Genomic DNA, 16,857 nt, shown 5'->3' on the forward strand with positions numbered 1-16,857 from the left:
GACGGGAAAGTCCGGCAGCTTCCTCACAGACCTTCTTTGCGATTGCGCGCCAGCGCCACGACGAGGTCCGCTTCGGCCCGAGCAATGCCGCAATGGTGAGCGATGGTCGTCGCGTCGTGTCCCTGGACCGCCATCTGCATCGCGTCGTTGTAGAGCGGCGAAGACGCCTGCACGGCGCTCTCCGACTGCGCCAACTGCCGCCGCAGGTCTTCGCGAGCGGCGAGCACCTCGGCTCGCATCTCGTCGACCTCGCAACGCAGTTGGTAGACTTCGCGCTGCAACGCGTCGATCAGTTCCTTGCCGGGAATCTCGGCCGGCGGCTCGTTCCAGGGAAATTCGGGTTCGTCGGCGGCAACCGGCGGCGGCGCGGCAACGGGCATCACCGGAGCGGGGGGCACGACGCTTGGCGCCGGTTCCTGCACGGCAGCATAGGCCGCGACGGCCGTCTGCCCAACCAGCGGCTGAACCGCGGCCGCCCGTAGCTGGCGCTGCAGGCGCCGCAGGCGTAAGAAGATGACGACGATAAAAAGGACGAGCAGCGCGATAAGCGCCGCAATCAAACCTTCGCCCCAGCCCACACTGCCCAGCAGCTCGAGATCCATAGCGCGCCTCTGTCACGGTGTCCGGCAGACATTATGCCAGACACTTGGCAGCGGCCGAACCGCATCTTGCGAGGTTGCCAGGAGAGACTTCCGGCCAGAGGAATTCTCTGCCGCTCCCGCTTATGCCGGGGAAAGCGAAGCCGGCCAGCGCACATCGGGGCACCAAGGCGCGGCCGACCGGTGGCAGGCTCCGCGGTCGATGGCAGGAGGATACGGGCCCGTCAGCGGCCCATCAGCCGGCGTGCTGATGGGGCTCGAAGAAGCCATGTAGATTCAATTGCCACAGCCTGAAGAAGTTGTGCACCGTCATCAGGTTCATTTTCGACAGCCGGTTCTGGTGCGACCACAACCAGGAAACGGGCGTCTCGCTGGCTGTCGTCGCCCGCCGGATGCGGCGATTACCCTCGATCTCCGCGAGGTCGACCAGAAAGTCGATCGCCAAGCCATAGAACTCCGAACCGTGGCGGCCACCGGTCATCGCTTCGGCCTCGCCGGCCGCGCGATGCCACAAGTCGAGCGCCACCTGGTCGCTGATACCGGCCTTGCGGGCAATCCACGGAAGAAGTTTCGGTACTTTCATGCTGTAACTCCTCGGATACTGCGGGAAAATCATGATCCAGCACGCGCGATGCCCCGCGCTGCCGCTCGCCGCGGCGAGAATACGGCTCGCTGCTCGAGATGGCCTGGGGCATGGCCAGTTTTGGATCGAATCACCCGAACCATGCTGGCAGTCCGGGCAAAGTGAAGAGTAGACGGGCGCCCGCCGCCGCGCAATCCGGAAAACTACCCGCCACTCGGTACTAGTACGGAGTGGCGCCACCCCAAAACGGAACGAATCCCCGCCCAGGAAATGGGCGGGAATTCCCACCAGTTCGAGCGGTGAATTACCGAATCGATTCGAACAATCCGGCCGCGCCCATGCCGGTGCCGACGCACATCGTCACCATGCCGTAACGCTGTCGCGTGCGCTGCAGGCCATGCACCAGAGTCGCGGTCCGGATCGCCCCGGTCGCGCCGAGCGGGTGGCCAAGCGCAATCGCTCCGCCGAGCGGGTTGACCTTGGCCGGGTCGAGCTCGAGCGTGCGCATGACGGCCAGCGACTGCGCGGCAAACGCTTCGTTGAGTTCGATCCAATCCACCTCGTCTTGCCGGATTCCGGCGCGCTCGAGGACACGCGGAATGGCTTCCAGCGGTCCGATGCCCATCACTTCGGGCGCCACTCCGGCGACCGAGTAGGCGACGAAGCGTGCCAGCGGCTTGAGATCGAACTGTTGGGCGATTCTCTCCGAGACGAGCAGCACGGCGGCGGCGCCGTCGGACATCTGCGAACTGTTGCCCGCCGTCACCGAGCCGCGGGCGGCGAATGCCGGGCGTAGTCTGGCGAGCCCCTCGACGCGGCTGTCGGAGCGTGGCCCTTCGTCCTTTTCGGCCAGGAACTCCTGGACGCTCACTTCGCCGGTGCGCAGGTTCGGCACGCGCGCTTTGACCGGGTACGGCGAGATTTCGGCGGCGAAGTGGCCGGCGGCGATGGCCGCGCAAGCCTTCTGGTTCGAGGCGACGGCGAAGGCGTCCTGGTCTTCGCGCGATATCTTCCATTGCGCGGCGACCTTCTCGGCGGTGATTCCCATCCCGTAGGCAATCGAGTAGTTCTCCTCATGCTCGAAGATCGCCGGGTTCAGCGCAATCTTGTTGCCCATGATCTGGTTCATCAAGGACATCGTTTCTGTCCCCGCCGCGATCATCACGTCGGCTTCGCCGAGCCGGATGCGGTCGGCGGCAATCGCCACCGCCTGCAGGCCGGAAGCACAAAAGCGATTGACCGTAAATCCGGGGACCGTATTCGGCAGACCGGCCAGCAGCAGGCCGATGCGGGCGACGTTCATTCCCTGCTCGGCCTCGGGCATCGCGCAGCCAACGATGACATCGCCAACCAGCGCCGGGTCGAGCCGCGGCGCCTGCGCCATGACCGACCGGATGGCGTGCGCCAGCATGTCGTCCGGCCGAACGTGGCCCAGCATTCCCTTGCGCCGCCCGACCGGCAGGCGCGTCGCGGCAACGATATAGGCATCCTGAATCTGTTTGCTCATGATTTCTTCTCCTTGCTCGCTCTAGTTGCGCAACGGCTTGCCGGTGTCCAGCATGTGCTGGATACGCTGCTGGGTTTTCGGGTTCTTCAGCAGCTCGACGAAAAGCTTGCGCTCGACGGTCAGCAACCACTGCTCGTCGACCAGCGAGCCGGTTTCGATGTCGCCGCCGCATAGTGCTGTTGCCGCGGCCTTCGCCACGGCATAATCGTGCGCCGAAATCATGCCGCCCTCTTTCATGTTGGCGAGCATCAGTTCGCAGTTGGCGATGCCCGTACGACCGGCGACCTTGACACCACGCGGCGACAGGCGCGGGTAGTAGCCCGCCTCGGCCCGCCCACGCGCCTCGCGCAGCGCCACGTAGAGCAGTTCCTTGGCGTTGAGGACGATCTTGTCCGACTCGAGAGCGAAGCCGAGTTCCCTGGCCTGCACGCCGCTTTTCGACACCTTGGCCATGGCGATGGTCATGAAAACCGGCTGGATGAATTCGAAAGGATCGTTGCCAGCCGTCTTCGCCGCCGACTGCGCGGCGCGGATGGCAAACTCCTTGCAGCCGCCGCCAGCGGGAATCAGACCGACTCCTGCTTCGACCAGGCCGATATAGCTCTCGAGCGCGATGACCCGGCTCGTGGCATGCATCAGAAACTCGCAGCCCCCACCAAGCGCCATCCCCTGCACCGCCGCAATCACCGGCAGCTTGGCATACTTCAGACACATCGAAGCCTTCTGAAAGTCGGCAACGTAGCCTTCGAGCAGCTCGAATTCGCCGTCGGCGATCGCCTGCGTCACTTCCTTGAGGTTGGCACCGTAGGCAAAGGGAGCCTCGTGCCACAGCACGAGCCCCTGATAGTCGGCCTCGGCACGAGCGATGGCTTCCGGTAGACCGACGATCACGTCGCGACCAAGCGTATGGTTGCGCGTCGTGACGCTGAGGATGGCAATGCCCTGGTCGATCTGCGGCAGGGTCCACAGGCGAAGACCCGCGTTTTCCCATACCGTCGTGCCGACCATGAGCGGTCCCTCGCCAAGGACGCGCTCTGGAAAGATCTGGCGCTTATAGACCGGCAGCGTCGAGCGTGGCCGGTAGCTGTCGGCGCTCGCCGAATACGAACCCTGTGCGGTGTGCACACCGAGCTGCGCCACCGGACCGAAGACCCAGGCGGGGAGCGGCACCTGGCTCATCGTCCGACCGGCGTCGATATCGGCCTGTACGGCCTCGGCAATCGTTTGCCAGCCGGCGGCCTGCCAGCTTTCGAATGGGCCCTGCGCCCAGCCGAAGCCCCAACGCATGGCGCAATCGAGGTCACGGGCGTTGTCGGCGATGTCGGCAAGATGGAAAGCGACGTAGTGGAAAATGTCGCGGAAAATCGCCCAGAGGAACTGCGCCTGCGGATGCCCGCTATTCCGCAACTGAGCAAACTTCTCGGCCGGAGAACGATTCTCGAGGATCGCCAGCACGGTCGGATCGATCGCGCCGGCGCTGTCGCGATAGTCCTGCAAGGTCAGGTCGAGCACCTTGATCGCCCGACCGTCCTTGCGGAAAATGCCGGCACGCGTCTTCTGGCCCAGCGCGCCTCGGCCGATCAACGCCGCCAGCCAGGCCGGCACGCGGTAGTAGGCGTGCCATGGGTCGTCCGGAAGGGTATCCTGCATGGTCTTGACGACATGCGCCAGGGTGTCGAGACCGACCACGTCGGCGGTGCGATAGGTGGCGCTTTTCGGACGCCCGATGATCGGCCCGGTGAGCGAATCGACGACGTCGAAGCCCAGCCCGAGGCGCTGCGTGTGGTGCATGACCGCCAGTATGGAGAAGACGCCGACGCGGTTGGCAACGAAGTTCGGCGTGTCGAGGGCACGCACGACGCTCTTGCCAAGACGCGAAACAAGCCACGATTCGAGATCGTCGAGCAGCGACGGATCGGTGCTCCGGGCGGCGATGAGCTCGACCAGAGGCATGTAGCGCGGCGGGTTGAAGAAATGTACGCCGCAGAAGCGTGGCCGCAGCGTTTCCGGAACCCCTTGCGACAGGCGCTCGATCGACAAGCCCGAGGTGTTGGAAGCGACGATCGCCGACGGCGAGACGAACGGACCGATCAGACGATACAAATCGTCTTTCCATTCCATCTTCTCGGCGATCGCTTCGATGATCAGGTCGCAATCCCGCAGTTGGTCGAGGTGTTGTGAGTAGTTGGCGGCGTCGATGTAGGTCACGCGGTCCTGGCTCGCCAATGGCGACGGCTCGAGCTTGCGAAGCGCGTCAATGGCTTGCCCGACGATCCGGTTGGGATCGCCGTCCTTGGCCGGCAAATCGAAAAGCACCACCGGCACTTCGGCATTCGCGAGGTGTGCGGCGATCTGCGCACCCATCACGCCTGCTCCGAGCACGGCGGCCCTGCGTACGATGAAGTTGCTCAAGCTGTTCTCCTGTTATGGTCTGGGTTGCGTTCGCCAGGAACATCCCGTAGCCGTTCTGCACAAACGACTCAAACGAACGTTTGAATTATACGGGCTCCGTTTGGCCCGTCAAGGCGAAAACGTCCCGGAACGCTTGACGCGGGCAGCGGCTATCCAGGTCGTGAGCAAAAAAAAGCCCCGGAAAACCGGGGCTCGACTTGGAGAAACCGCTCTGCGCGATCAGAAGGCCAGCGAATACTGCGCTCCCATAATCCAGACGCTTGCGTCGTAATCGCCGATAACGGTCCCGCGATTGGTCAGCGGATTCGCCGTGGTCTCGTTCTTGTAGATGCTCGGATCCTTGACATACAGATAGGCCAAGCCCAGTTCGAGCGTCTGCTCCTTAGCCGGCTTCCATTGCGCCCCGATAGTGAACCAGGTCCGGTCATTATCCGGCAGCGAGGTCAAGCGACTGGTTGCGTTCTTGACCGGCGTTTGATCGTAGGCCAGACCGAATTGCAGCTTTAGCGCCTCCGAAAGCGTGTAGTTGGCGCCCAAGGCGACACGGTAGGTATTCTGAAAATTCGCATCCAGGGTCTGCGCCAGGGCACCGCTTTGCGGTCCCGACGTGCGATAGATGTCGACGTTCTTGATCGAACTCCAACCCGTCCACGACACATCGCCCAGCAGTTCCCAGCGATCGCTCAGCTTCTGGCTGACACTGAGAATAAAGGTATCCGGCACCTCGAGGTCGGCCTTGACCTTGCTTGCGCCACCGGCAGTGCTCAGAGCACTGGCGGTAAGGTTGCCAGCTGGCGAGCCATCGCTATTCAGCTTGACTTTTCCATCGGTGTGATACTGGATGGTAGAGCGATACGACAAACCTACCTTGGTAGCCGGCGACAGCGTGAAGAGGGCACCGATATTCCAGCCCCAGGCATCGTCGTCGATGCTCATGTGCGATCTCACCCGAGGTAAGGCGCCAAACCTCGCCGAGCTGCTGATCGCCACCTGGCGATAATACTCGGCGCTGATCTTCTGCCAGTTCAGTCCGGCTCCCAGCGAAACCACTTCATTGACCCGGAAGGCAATCGACGGATTGATGTTCAGCGTCTTGATGTCGAACTCGTTCGACTGCGCACTGCCGCGCCACGGATCGTCATACTTGGTGGTTAGGCCAAAGGGGGCGCCAATACCCAGACCGACATAAAGGTCCTTGCTCAGCGCCCATGACAGATAGGCATTGGGAATAAAGCCCCAGCCGCCGGCGTCACCGCCATTGCCAGCGCCCAGCGGCCCAGCGGGGCCGAACTCGCCGACCTGCGAACCCTGGTCATTGAACTTGAAACTGGTCTTTACTGCCGTCAGACCACCCGACACCGCGCGGCCCTGCAATTGCGTCATTCCCGCCGGGTTCCAATAGACGGTGCTGGCATCGTTGGATTTAGCGGCCGAACCGGCATACGCGTTGCCCAGACCGCTGCCCTGCTCGAGCAACTGAAAACCCGAGGCGCTCGCCCCGCCGGAAAAAACGGCTAGCAGCAGCGCCGGTACCAATTTCATCGAAATCTGTGGCGACATTTTGAATTCCCCCTCGAATAGGATCCAGTTGTGGCTTTTCCACCACTCGTCAAAAGCGTTTTGCCAGCCTATCCTAAAACGGCTCGAGGGAAATATCTTCAGTCGCACCAGTATTGGTCGCCGTCATAACTCGCCATGTTGGATTATCACAACACTTGCCCGACTTTTGGCAAGCGAGTCAGCCAGTGCGGGTCTTCAGGTAATGCAATGGTCCGCCGGTGAAGGGTGCAAAACCGGTGCCGAAAATGACGCCGGCGTCGGCCAAGTCAGCGTCCGCTACGACTCCCTCGGCCACCAGGCGTTGCGTACGCTCCAGCAAAGGCATGACGAGACGGTCCGCCAGACCGTTCGGCACCGTACCCGCCGCACCCTTGACCGGCCTGCCTTGGCGATACTCGTAGAACCCCTGGCCGCTCTTCCTGCCCAGGCGACCGGCGCTGAAGCGGTCACGCAAACAGGCGGGCGGCGTCGCGCCGGCACCAGCAAGGCTCTTGCCAGCCGCCATCGCGACGTCGAGCCCGACCATATCGACCAGTTCGATCGGCCCCATCGGCATGCCGAAATCGAGCATCGCGGCATCCACCGTCTCGGGCGCCAGCCCCTCGTCGACCGCACGCATCGCTTCGAGCATGTAAGGGCCGAGAACCGAGTTGACGAGGAAACCCGGGGCACTGGCGACGGGTAGGGGGAGGCGGTCGATTTGCCTGACGAAGGCGGCACCGCGCCCGAGCATCTCCGGATCAGCGTCGGCGGCGGCAACGACTTCGACCAGCGGCATCTTCGCCACCGGGTTGAAAAAATGAATGCCGATCAGACGCCCGGGTCGGCTCATCCCCACTCGCAGATCCTCGATCCGGAGGCTCGAGGTATTGGTCGCCAGCACGGCGTCCGGCCTGATCACAGCGTCGAGATGCTGGAGCAGCTCGCGTTTGGCCTCGAGGTTCTCGAAAATAGCTTCGATCACCACATCGGCCTGACGTGCGCCGTGCCCTTCAGGATCGGGAATCAGTCTATCCATGGCGTTACGCAGTTCGCGCGGCTCGCGCATGCGCTGGCGCCAGACGGCGTAGGTCCGCTGTAGCGCCGGCGCGATACGTTCCATGCCCTGGTCCTGCAGTGTGACAGTCAGCCCGCGCAGCGCGCACCAGGCGGCAATGTCGCCGCCCATCACGCCGGCGCCGACGACATGCACGCGTTGCGCCTGAAAACGCGAGGCCTTGCCGAAGCCCTTGAGGCGCTCCCGCAGGAAGTACACGCGCATCAGATTACGTGCCGTCGGTGATCGAAAAAGCTGACCGATCAGTTCCGGTGCGTCCAGCGCGTTACCGTGGTGCCGCACCCATAGTTCGATGATGGCATAAGGTGCCGGATAGTGCTCCGCACGCGCTCGCCTGGCCAGTTGCTTGCGCGCACTGGCCGCGACCAAACCCTTGAACGGTCCGTTGAGCAGGCGCTGCAGCAGCGGCGGGCGACGACGCGGCCGATCGGCGAGAACCAGCGACGCGGCAGCGTTGTCCATTACCCGCGCCGGTACACAGTCGTCCGCCAGGCCGAGGCGTTTGGCCTTCTGGGCATCGATCGTGCGGCCAGTGAGCATCATGTCGAGAGCAGCCTGCGGACCGATGCGCTCGGGCAGGCGCAAAATTCCACCCCAACCTGGGACGATACCCAGCATGACTTCCGGCAGGCCCATCCGGGTCGCAGCTTCGTCAACCGCCAGCAGATAGCGGCAGGCCAGCGCCAGTTCGAGACCACCACCCAGGCAGTGACCACGAACGAGCGCCAGCGTCGGATAGGAGACACCCGCCAGACGGTTGAAAAGCCGCCAGCCGCGCGCCACCAGGTCGACCCCTTTCTCCGGCGTGTCAATCTGCGTGAACTCCTCAATATCGGCGCCGGCGATGAAACCGGCTGATTTTCCGGAGCGGAAAATCAGCCCTTTCGGCGGACAGCGGTCGAACTGATCGAGCATCGCCGAGAGCTCGCTCATGACGGCCGTCGATAATGTATTGGCCGACTCGCCGAGCCTGTCCAGCGTCGCCCAGACGACGCCTTCGGCGCTGATTTCGAGCCGCCAGTGCTGGTAGCTGCTGGAATGGATGTTCATGATCTTTCTTTTCCCGCACGTTGGATGACCGTCAGGCGCCGATGTCAACGAGCATCGCGCCACCCTGTCCGCCACCGACGCAGATCGCCGCGATGCCACGCCTGGCCTCGGCAGCGCGCAAGGCATTAAGCAGGTGCAGCACGATGCGCGCTCCCGAGGCACCGACCGGGTGACCGAGCGCAATGGCGCCACCATCGACATTGAGACGCTCCTGAGACAGCGATCCGGCGGCACCCGAGAGGCCCAGTTCCGCCTGGCAGTAGTCGTCAGACTCCCAGGCGGCAAGGCAACCAAGAACCTGCGCCGCGAAGGCTTCGTTGATTTCCCACAGATCGATGTCGGCCAGTCCGAGTCGATTCCGCTGCAGGATCGGTGTCACGGCGTGTACCGGACCCAGCCCCATCTGTGCCGGGTCGAGGCCCGCCCATTGACTGTCGGTGATCCTGCCGAGCGGGGTCAAGCGCCACTGGTCGACCGCTGCCTGCGAAGCAAGGATCAGCCAAGCGGCGCCATCGGTGATCTGCGAGCTGTTTCCCGGCGTGACGCGGCCGTGCTTGCGGTCAAAAAACGGCTTGAGCCTGGCCAGCGCGGCCAGATTCGAATCCGGGCGCACGCCGTCATCGGCGCCGTAAACCGTACCCTTGGCATCGACCAGCGGCACGATCTCGCCGAACTGTCCATCGACCCGAGCGGCGGCGGCTCTGTGGTGGCTGCGCACACTGTACTGGTCCATCTGCTCGCGCGTTATGCCGAAGCGCCAGGCGAGGTTCTCCGCGGTTTGTCCCATCAGCAGTCCAATGACCGGGTCGGTCAGTCCTTTGAGCAGGCCGATCACCGGCGATAACAACTGAGCAGGCCGCAGGCGGGTGAAGCCGGCCATCTTCTGGCCGATCGTTCGCGCCTGCATCATCTCGGCAAACCAACGCACCATCGTCTCGGAGTACAGCAGCGGCGCATGCGACAAGGCATCTACCCCGCCCGCCAGAACCAGTTGCGACCGCCCGTTCTGGATGTTGGCGATCGCCGAGTCGAGCGCCTGCATGCCGCTGGCACAGTTGCGCATCACCGTCCAGGCCGGCACCTGGTGACCACAGCCGAGCCGCAAAGCCACCACCCGACCGATATTCACTTCGTCGGGCGAGGGACTGACACAACCGAGAATGACCTCGTCGAGGTCGGTCGGCGCAAAGGACTGACGGATCAACAGCGCACGCCCGGCCTGGACAGCCAGATCACCCGCTGTAAACGGGCCAGGCGCGTTGCGCCCCTTGAGGAATGGCGTTCGGGCGCCGTCCACGACATATACGGGTTCGAATCCCACTTTTTCTCCTTCTTCCGCAGATCCTGATCCGCACCCGACTGCGCAGCGGCAGAGCGCCGCCGCGCGTGGAACGCCGCCTAGGCCGCCGCTTTGTGGATCGGTGGCTGCTGTCGGCTACGACCGAGATCGTGCGGAAAATCGTCCACTCTGATGACGATGTCCCGCAGCTCATTGCGCCGCTTGAGTACGGCGTACTCGGCCGGGGTCAGGATCCCAGCGGCAAAGGCGGCATGCGCCACATCGCGCACGTTGGCCTCGGGATTGTTTGTCAGCGCACCGCTTTTCTCGGCGGCGCGGATCTTGGCTTCTATGGGTTCGGCGTCTATGGTTGCCGTGAGAGCCAGTTCGAGCGCGCCCACGGCTTCGCCCTCCGTCTTCGGCAGATACGTTTCCGCGGTCAGGCGATCGCGGGAGGCAGAGGGTTCAATCAGCAACTTGGCAACCCGATGGCCAATGCGGTCGGACGGTACGTCGTAGGGGTGACCGAGAGGAAATACGACGCGGTACAGCCAGCGGCCAATCCAGCGCACCGGGAAGTTGGCGATTGCGCCATCGAAGGCCATTTGCGCCTTGTACATCGCGTCCCACATCGCCCAATGCATCAGCGGAGCGTCCGCCGCCTGGCGCCCTTCCGACTCGAAGCGCTTGAGCGTCGCCGAGCAAAGGTAAAGCATCGAAAGGATATCCCCCAGGCGTGCCGATAGCTTCTCGCGGCGCTTCAACTCGCCGCCGAGGACGAGCATCGAGATGTCGGCGAGGAAGGCGAAGGCCGAGGAGAATCGCGTCAGTTGCTGGTAGTAACGCCGGGTTTCGGCAGCCACGTCGGTCGGTGCCGAAACAAAATTCGAACCTGTCAACCCCTTCCAGAAAGCGCCAAATCCGTGCCTGATCGTATAAGCGAGGTGACCGAACAGGGCGGCGTCGAAATCCCGCAGGCCCTGGACACCGTCTGGATCGAAGGCGGCCTTCATCTCCTTTAGCACGTAGGGATGGCAGCGGATCGCCCCCTGACCGAAGAGAATCATGCTGCGCGTCAGGATATTCGCACCCTCGACAGTGATCCCGATCGGCAGTTGCTGATAAGCCCGGCCGATGAAGTTCGACGGCCCAAGGCAGATTCCCTTGCCGCCAACGATGTCCATGCCGTCGTTGACCACTTGGCGAGCGCGCTCGGTAACGTGGTACTTGGCGATCGCCGACACGACCGACGGTTTCTCGCCGAGATCGATGGCGCCGGCCGTCATCTTGCGCACGGCGTCCATCATGTAGGTGTAGGCCCCGATCCGAGTCAGTGGTTCCTCTACACCTTCGAAGCGGCCGATGGCCGTCTTGAACTGACTGCGAACCCTAGCGTAAGCGCCAACGGTACGCGCCGTCAGCTGCGCCATGCCGGTATTCGAAGATGGGAGCGAAATCGAGCGCCCGGCGGCCAAACACTCCATCAGCATGCGCCAGCCCTGGCCGACCATTGCGGGGCCACCGATGATGTAGTCCAAAGGCATAAATACATCCTTGCCGCGCGTCGGCCCGTTCATGAACATCGCGTTCAGCGGGAAGTGACGGCGACCGATCTCGGCGCCCGGCGTATCGCGCGGTACCAGCGCGCAGGTGATGCCGATATGCTTCTTGCTGCCCAACAGGCCATCCGGGTCGAAGAGATGAAACGCCAGGCCGAGAATGGTGCACACCGGACCCAGCGTGATATAGCGCTTGTCCCAGGTAACGCGCATGCCGATCACCTCCCTGCCCTGCCAGACGCCCTTGCAGACGATGCCGACGTCCGGGATCGACGCCGCGTCCGAACCGGCCCACGGGCTGGTCAGCGCGAAGGCCGGAATCTCGAGCCCCTTGGCCAGGCGAGGCAGAAAGTGACTCTTCTGCGCTTCCGTGCCGTAGTGCAAAAGGAGTTCGGCCGGACCGAGCGAGTTTGGAACCATCACCGACACCGACAAGGCGGAGCAGCGGGTCGACAGCTTGGTAACGATTTGCGAGTGGGCGTAGGCGGAGAATTCCAGGCCACCGTATTTCTTCGGGATAATCATGCCGAGGAAGCCCTTGTCCTTGATGTACTGCCACGCTGCCGGAGGGAGATCGTAGAGCTCGCTGGTCACCTGCCAGTCGTCGACCAGAGCACAGGCCTGCTCGGTCTCATTGTCCATGAAGGACTGTTCTTCGGCAGTCAGCTTCGGCACCGGATAAGCGAGAAGTTTGTTCCAGTCCGGGTTACCACGAAAAAGCTCGCCGTCCCACCATACGGTCCCGGCTTCCAGCGCTTCACGCTCGGTGTCCGACATTGGCGGCAGTATTCGCTTGTAAGTCTTGAATACCGACCGGCTGATCAGCGCCCGCCGCAGAGGGCGGACGCTGAGCAGCACGACGACGCTGAAGAGGGTGAGCCCGATGAGTATCGAGATGATCGTTGTGACCATTTGCTGTTCTCCTGTCATTGGTTTTGGGATTCGAGTTCCGACGCGTTCGATCGGGATTTCGTGCTTTCAGGCCGTCTTGGGCGACGACTCTTGTTGGTTGCCCGAGGGATCGAGCAACTGCGGCAAAGGCGCCCGCAGCCCTCCGAGCAGAAACGGCATCAGCCGCTGTGCCAGGCGCCTGGCCAGTGCCGTATCGCCCGGACCCTGAGCACCGTTTTCGCCGGCCAAATCGCTCAATCCGCAACCGGTAACCACCTGCAGCACGTCGGTACCGGCTATGGCATAGGACATCGCGCCAAGCATGAAATGCAAGCGCCAGACAATCTCCGCTTGTGGGACGTCGGGCAGAGCGCGAAACAGGGCACGCTTGTAACGGTCGATCACCTCAGCATATTCGCCGGCAAAGAAGTGGCGAATGAACTCGGCCGGGTCGGTCAAGGTTCGACCGAGCAGGCGTAAGAAGGTCATGCCGCCGAGCGACTCGTCCTCACCCATGCGTAGCAAAGTGCCAAAGAATGCCTCGAGGATCTGCGATGGTTTGAGCGGTGTGCCGCCGGCTTGCGCTTCTAGGCGGTCGAGCACTTCCAGGCGCTCGCGGTTGAGCCACGACAGGCGACGACGGAAGACCTCGCGCAACAACGCTTCCTTCGACCCGAAATGGTAATTCACCGCCGCCAGATTGACCTCGGCGGCACCGGTAATCATCCGCATCGACGTCGCCTCGTAGCCATGTTCCATGAACAGGCGTTCGGCGACGTCAAGGATGCGGTCGCGCGTATCGTGATTGGTTCTCTGATCGGGCATGAAATGGGTGTCGCTGGAAGGTCGGCGAGCAAAAAGCGAACATGACAGCTACCTCTAAACGTCTGTCACTATTTCAAACGTTCGTTTTAATGTTAGGGCCATGGTGGACGAAATGCAAGTTTTTTTGGTGCTTTTTCGATCAGCCTTGAGCGCCAACTCGCCCGCAACAGGGCATACTCGAAACATCAATGACTCGATCGACCGGAACTCGCTCATGCGCCGCTCCGTTACAAGTTCAGCCGCTGCCGATCGGGCGCCTATTGGCGATTCCCGTCTTTGGTCGACTCTTAACAAGCTCGTCCCCTATCTGTGGCAGCACAAATGGCGCGTCCTCCTGGCACTGGCGTGTCTGTTTTCTGCCAAGCTGGCCAATGTCGGCGTGCCTCTGATATTTAAGGAAATGATTGATGATCTGAGCAACACGCGGCAGGCAATGATGCTGCCGGCGATGCTGTTGTTGCTCTACGGCACTCTACGCTTTTCGACGTCGCTGTTCGCCGAGTTACGCGAGATTCTTTTCGCCCGCGTCACACAGCGCGCCGTTCGCCGCATCGCCCTCGAGGCCTTTCGACACTTGCACGAGCTTTCCCTGCGTTTCCATCTGCAGCGACAGACTGGTGGCGTCTCGCGCGATGTCGAACGCGGCAGCCGATCGATCGCCAGCCTGATCAACTACACCCTGTATTCGATCCTGCCGACGCTGGTCGAGATCGCGCTCGTTCTGGCCATACTGTTTGCCCGTTACGACAGTTCCTTCGTCCTCATCACCCTTGCCTCGCTATCGGCCTATATCGTGTTCACCATTAAGGTCAGCAACTGGCGCATAGGCATTCGGCGCACGGCCAACGAAGCGGATTCGGCGGCCAATACGGGCGCCGTCGATAGCTTACTCAACTACGAAACAGTCAAGTACTTCAACAACGAGGAGTACGAGGCGCAACGCTACGATCGGCAGATGCAACAGTGGGAAGAGGCCGCGACGAGAAGCCAGGTATCCCTGTCCTGGCTTAATCTAGGGCAGCAACTGATCATCGCACTTGGCGTCACAGCGATGATGTGGCGTGCAGCGAGCGGTGTCGTCGCGGGAACTATGACGATAGGCGATCTGGTGCTGGTCAATGCCTTCTTGATTCAGCTCTACGCGCCGCTGAATTTTCTCGGCGTCGTCTATCGGGAAATCCGGCAGTCGCTGGCCGACATCGAGCGGATGTTCGATCTTCTTGCGGTAAACCGGGAAATCGCTGATGCGCCCGACGCCTCCACCTTGGCTCGCGGACCAATGGAAATCCGTTTTGCCAAGGTCGACTTCGCCTATGACGCAAACCGCCAGATCCTCGACGAAGTCGACTTTTCCGTACCCGCCGGGCGCACCGTCGCGGTCGTCGGCGAGTCTGGCTCGGGGAAATCCACTCTGGCGCGCCTGCTTTACCGCTTCTACGACGTCAGCGCCGGCCGCATCCTGATCAATGGCGCCGATCTGCGGCGGTTCACGCAAACCAGCCTGCGCGCCGCAATCGGCATCGTCCCACAGGATACGGTGCTGTTCAACGACACGATTTACTACAACATCCAGTATGGCCGACCGCAGGCGAGTCATGACGAAGTACTGGCAGCGGCCGAAGCCGCACAACTTGCCGGATTCATCGAAATGCTGCCCGATGGCTATCAGACACGCGTCGGCGAACGCGGCCTGAAGCTCTCCGGTGGCGAAAAGCAACGGGTGGCGATCGCTCGCGCGCTGCTCAAAAATCCGCCGGTACTGATCTTCGACGAGGCCACATCGGCGCTCGATTCCAAGACCGAAAAGGCCATCCAGTCAAGTCTCGATAACGCGGCGCGCGGGCGAACTACGTTAGTCATCGCTCACCGCCTATCGACGATAATGAACGCCGATCAAATCCTGGTCATGAACGCCGGACGCATCGTCGAACGCGGCACACACGCTGAATTGCTCGAGGTGTCTGGTCTCTATGCGCAGATGTGGGCGCTGCAACAACTCGAAGAAACGGAGCCCGCTGAGCGTGCGAGAAGTGATTCCTTCGTCAACCCGCCAAGGGCGTCATAGTGCAAGAAAAAAGCCAGGCATGGCCTGGCTTTCTCCACGTCACAACCGTACCAGGAGGTTCACGCGACGCCTGTAGCCGCCTCGTCGGTAACTTCCACCTGGTCCAGCAACTCGACGAAGGCCATCGGCGCGTTGTCACCGTCGCGGAAACCGCACTTCAGAATACGTAGATACCCTCCGTTACGCGTTGCGTAGCGCGGCCCGAGTTCGTCGAAAACCTTGACCACCATGTCGCGATCGCGCAAGCGGTCAAACGCCAAGCGGCGGTTGGCGAGACTAGGCTTCTTGCCGAGCGTAATGATCGGTTCGACGACACGCCGCAATTCCTTGGCCTTGGGCAGCGTAGTTCTGATCGTCTCTTCGCGGAGCAGCGAAACAGTCATGTTGCGCAACATCGCCAAGCGGTGGGCGCTGCTACGATTTAGTTTGCGGAGACCCAAACGGTGACGCATATCGATTCCTTCCTGTTCTTTTCGGGCAGCTTATTTTTCCAAACCGGCCGGCGGCCAGTTCTCTAGCTTCATGCCCAGTGTCAAGCCGCGCGCGGCGAGGACTTCCTTGATTTCATTGAGCGACTTCCGACCAAGATTGGGCGTCTTGAGCAACTCGTTTTCGGTACGCTGGATCAGATCTCCGATATAGTAAATGTTTTCGGCCTTCAGGCAGTTGGCCGATCGAACAGTCAACTCGAGATCGTCGACCGGACGCAGAAGCAAAGGATCGACCTGCACCGTCTTCTGGTACTCGATGGGCATGGCGGTCCCTGCAAGATCGGCAAACACCGACAGCTGTTCCATCAGTATCCGAGCCGCTGTGCGAATCGCCTCTTCGGGCTCAATGGCACCATTGGTTTCAATGTCCATGATCAGCTTGTCAAGATCGGTCCGCTGTTCGACGCGGGCACTCTCGACGGCGTAGCTGACACGCCGGACCGGGCTGAACGAAGCGTCGAGAACCAACTTACCGATGTTCTTGCCGCCGTCGCCCAGTTCGCGCAAGTTGCCCGCCACGTAGCCACGTGACTTCTCGACCTTCAATTCCATGGCCAACTTGCCACCGGCGGAAAGATGCGCTATCACATGCTCTGGGTTGATGATCTCGACATCGTGAGCGACCTCGATGTCGGCCGCGCGCACGATACCCTTCCCCTCCTTGCGCAAATGCAGCATAACTTCTTCGCGATTGTGCAGTTTGAAAACAACACCCTTAAGATTGAGGAGAATATCGACCACATCTTCCTGCACACCGTCGATCGTCGAATACTCATGCAGCACGCCCTCGATGCTGACCTCGGTCGGGGCGTAGCCGGGCATCGAGGAGAGCAGGATCCGCCGCAGTGCGTTGCCCAGAGTGTGCCCATAGCCGCGCTCGAACGGCTCCATCACCACTCGTGCATGCACCGGCGACAAGCTCTGCACATCGATGATGCGCGGTTTAAAAAGTCCACTGCTTTGCATGTACTGTCCTTTG

At 62.0% G+C, this 16,857-nt stretch carries 12 protein-coding genes; 1 reads left to right on the top strand and 11 read right to left on the bottom strand.

Translation table 11 applies throughout. The features are described 5' to 3' along the window. Window positions 1–23 precede the first annotated feature (23 nt). The 9 genes from Q1M07_RS17515 to Q1M07_RS17555 all read right to left on the bottom strand — a co-directional run bounded on the left by Q1M07_RS17515 (window position 24) and on the right by Q1M07_RS17555 (window position 13,322). The gene (locus Q1M07_RS17515) at window positions 24–602 is read right to left on the bottom strand and encodes a DUF2802 domain-containing protein (RefSeq protein ID WP_300456067.1); all 579 of its coding nucleotides are present in this window, start codon (window positions 600–602) and stop codon (window positions 24–26) included. A 232-nt stretch (window positions 603–834) separates the two neighbouring features. Further along, window positions 835–1,182: a hypothetical protein gene (locus tag Q1M07_RS17520; RefSeq protein WP_300456070.1), complete on the bottom strand. Its 348-nt coding sequence runs from the start codon at window positions 1,180–1,182 to the stop codon at window positions 835–837. 304 nt (window positions 1,183–1,486) lie between these two features. Then, a complete protein-coding gene (locus tag Q1M07_RS17525) occupies window positions 1,487–2,689 on the bottom strand; it encodes an acetyl-CoA C-acyltransferase (RefSeq protein WP_300456073.1) in 1,203 nt (400 codons plus the stop codon). Window positions 2,690–2,710: 21 nt separating this feature from the next. After that, window positions 2,711–5,101: a 3-hydroxyacyl-CoA dehydrogenase/enoyl-CoA hydratase family protein gene (locus Q1M07_RS17530; RefSeq protein ID WP_300456076.1), complete on the bottom strand. Its 2,391-nt coding sequence runs from the start codon at window positions 5,099–5,101 to the stop codon at window positions 2,711–2,713. 219 nt (window positions 5,102–5,320) lie between these two features. Next, the gene (locus Q1M07_RS17535; protein ID WP_300456079.1) at window positions 5,321–6,661 is read right to left on the bottom strand and encodes an outer membrane protein transport protein; all 1,341 of its coding nucleotides are present in this window, start codon (window positions 6,659–6,661) and stop codon (window positions 5,321–5,323) included. Window positions 6,662–6,839: 178 nt separating this feature from the next. Beyond that, window positions 6,840–8,768: a 3-hydroxyacyl-CoA dehydrogenase NAD-binding domain-containing protein gene (locus Q1M07_RS17540; protein WP_300456082.1), complete on the bottom strand. Its 1,929-nt coding sequence runs from the start codon at window positions 8,766–8,768 to the stop codon at window positions 6,840–6,842. Between the two features lie 31 nt (window positions 8,769–8,799). Beyond that, entirely contained in the window at window positions 8,800–10,089 is a 1,290-nt protein-coding gene (locus tag Q1M07_RS17545) for an acetyl-CoA C-acetyltransferase (protein WP_300456086.1), read from the bottom strand. 77 nt (window positions 10,090–10,166) lie between these two features. Further along, window positions 10,167–12,518, bottom strand: a complete 2,352-nt coding sequence (locus Q1M07_RS17550) for an acyl-CoA dehydrogenase (protein ID WP_300456088.1) — start codon at window positions 12,516–12,518, stop codon at window positions 10,167–10,169. A gap of 66 nt (window positions 12,519–12,584) precedes the next feature. Continuing rightward, complete coding sequence (locus Q1M07_RS17555) at window positions 12,585–13,322, bottom strand: TetR/AcrR family transcriptional regulator (protein ID WP_300456091.1); 738 nt, start codon at window positions 13,320–13,322, stop codon at window positions 12,585–12,587. Window positions 13,323–13,536: 214 nt separating this feature from the next. On the opposite strand from Q1M07_RS17555, the gene Q1M07_RS17560 reads away from it, so the two are divergent. Beyond that, the gene (locus Q1M07_RS17560; RefSeq protein WP_300456094.1) at window positions 13,537–15,387 is read left to right on the top strand and encodes an ABC transporter ATP-binding protein/permease; all 1,851 of its coding nucleotides are present in this window, start codon (window positions 13,537–13,539) and stop codon (window positions 15,385–15,387) included. Between the two features lie 59 nt (window positions 15,388–15,446). Here Q1M07_RS17560 and rplQ read toward each other — a convergent pair whose 3' ends face one another. Next, on the bottom strand, window positions 15,447–15,839 hold the full coding sequence (gene rplQ / locus Q1M07_RS17565) for a 50S ribosomal protein L17 (RefSeq protein ID WP_300456097.1): 393 nt from the start codon (window positions 15,837–15,839) through the stop codon (window positions 15,447–15,449). 30 nt (window positions 15,840–15,869) lie between these two features. Continuing rightward, a complete protein-coding gene (rpoA, locus tag Q1M07_RS17570; RefSeq protein ID WP_300456099.1) occupies window positions 15,870–16,844 on the bottom strand; it encodes a DNA-directed RNA polymerase subunit alpha in 975 nt (324 codons plus the stop codon). Window positions 16,845–16,857: the final 13 nt, after the last annotated feature.

The organism is Accumulibacter sp., assembly GCF_029255285.1.
Lineage (GTDB): Bacteria > Pseudomonadota > Gammaproteobacteria > Burkholderiales > Rhodocyclaceae > Accumulibacter.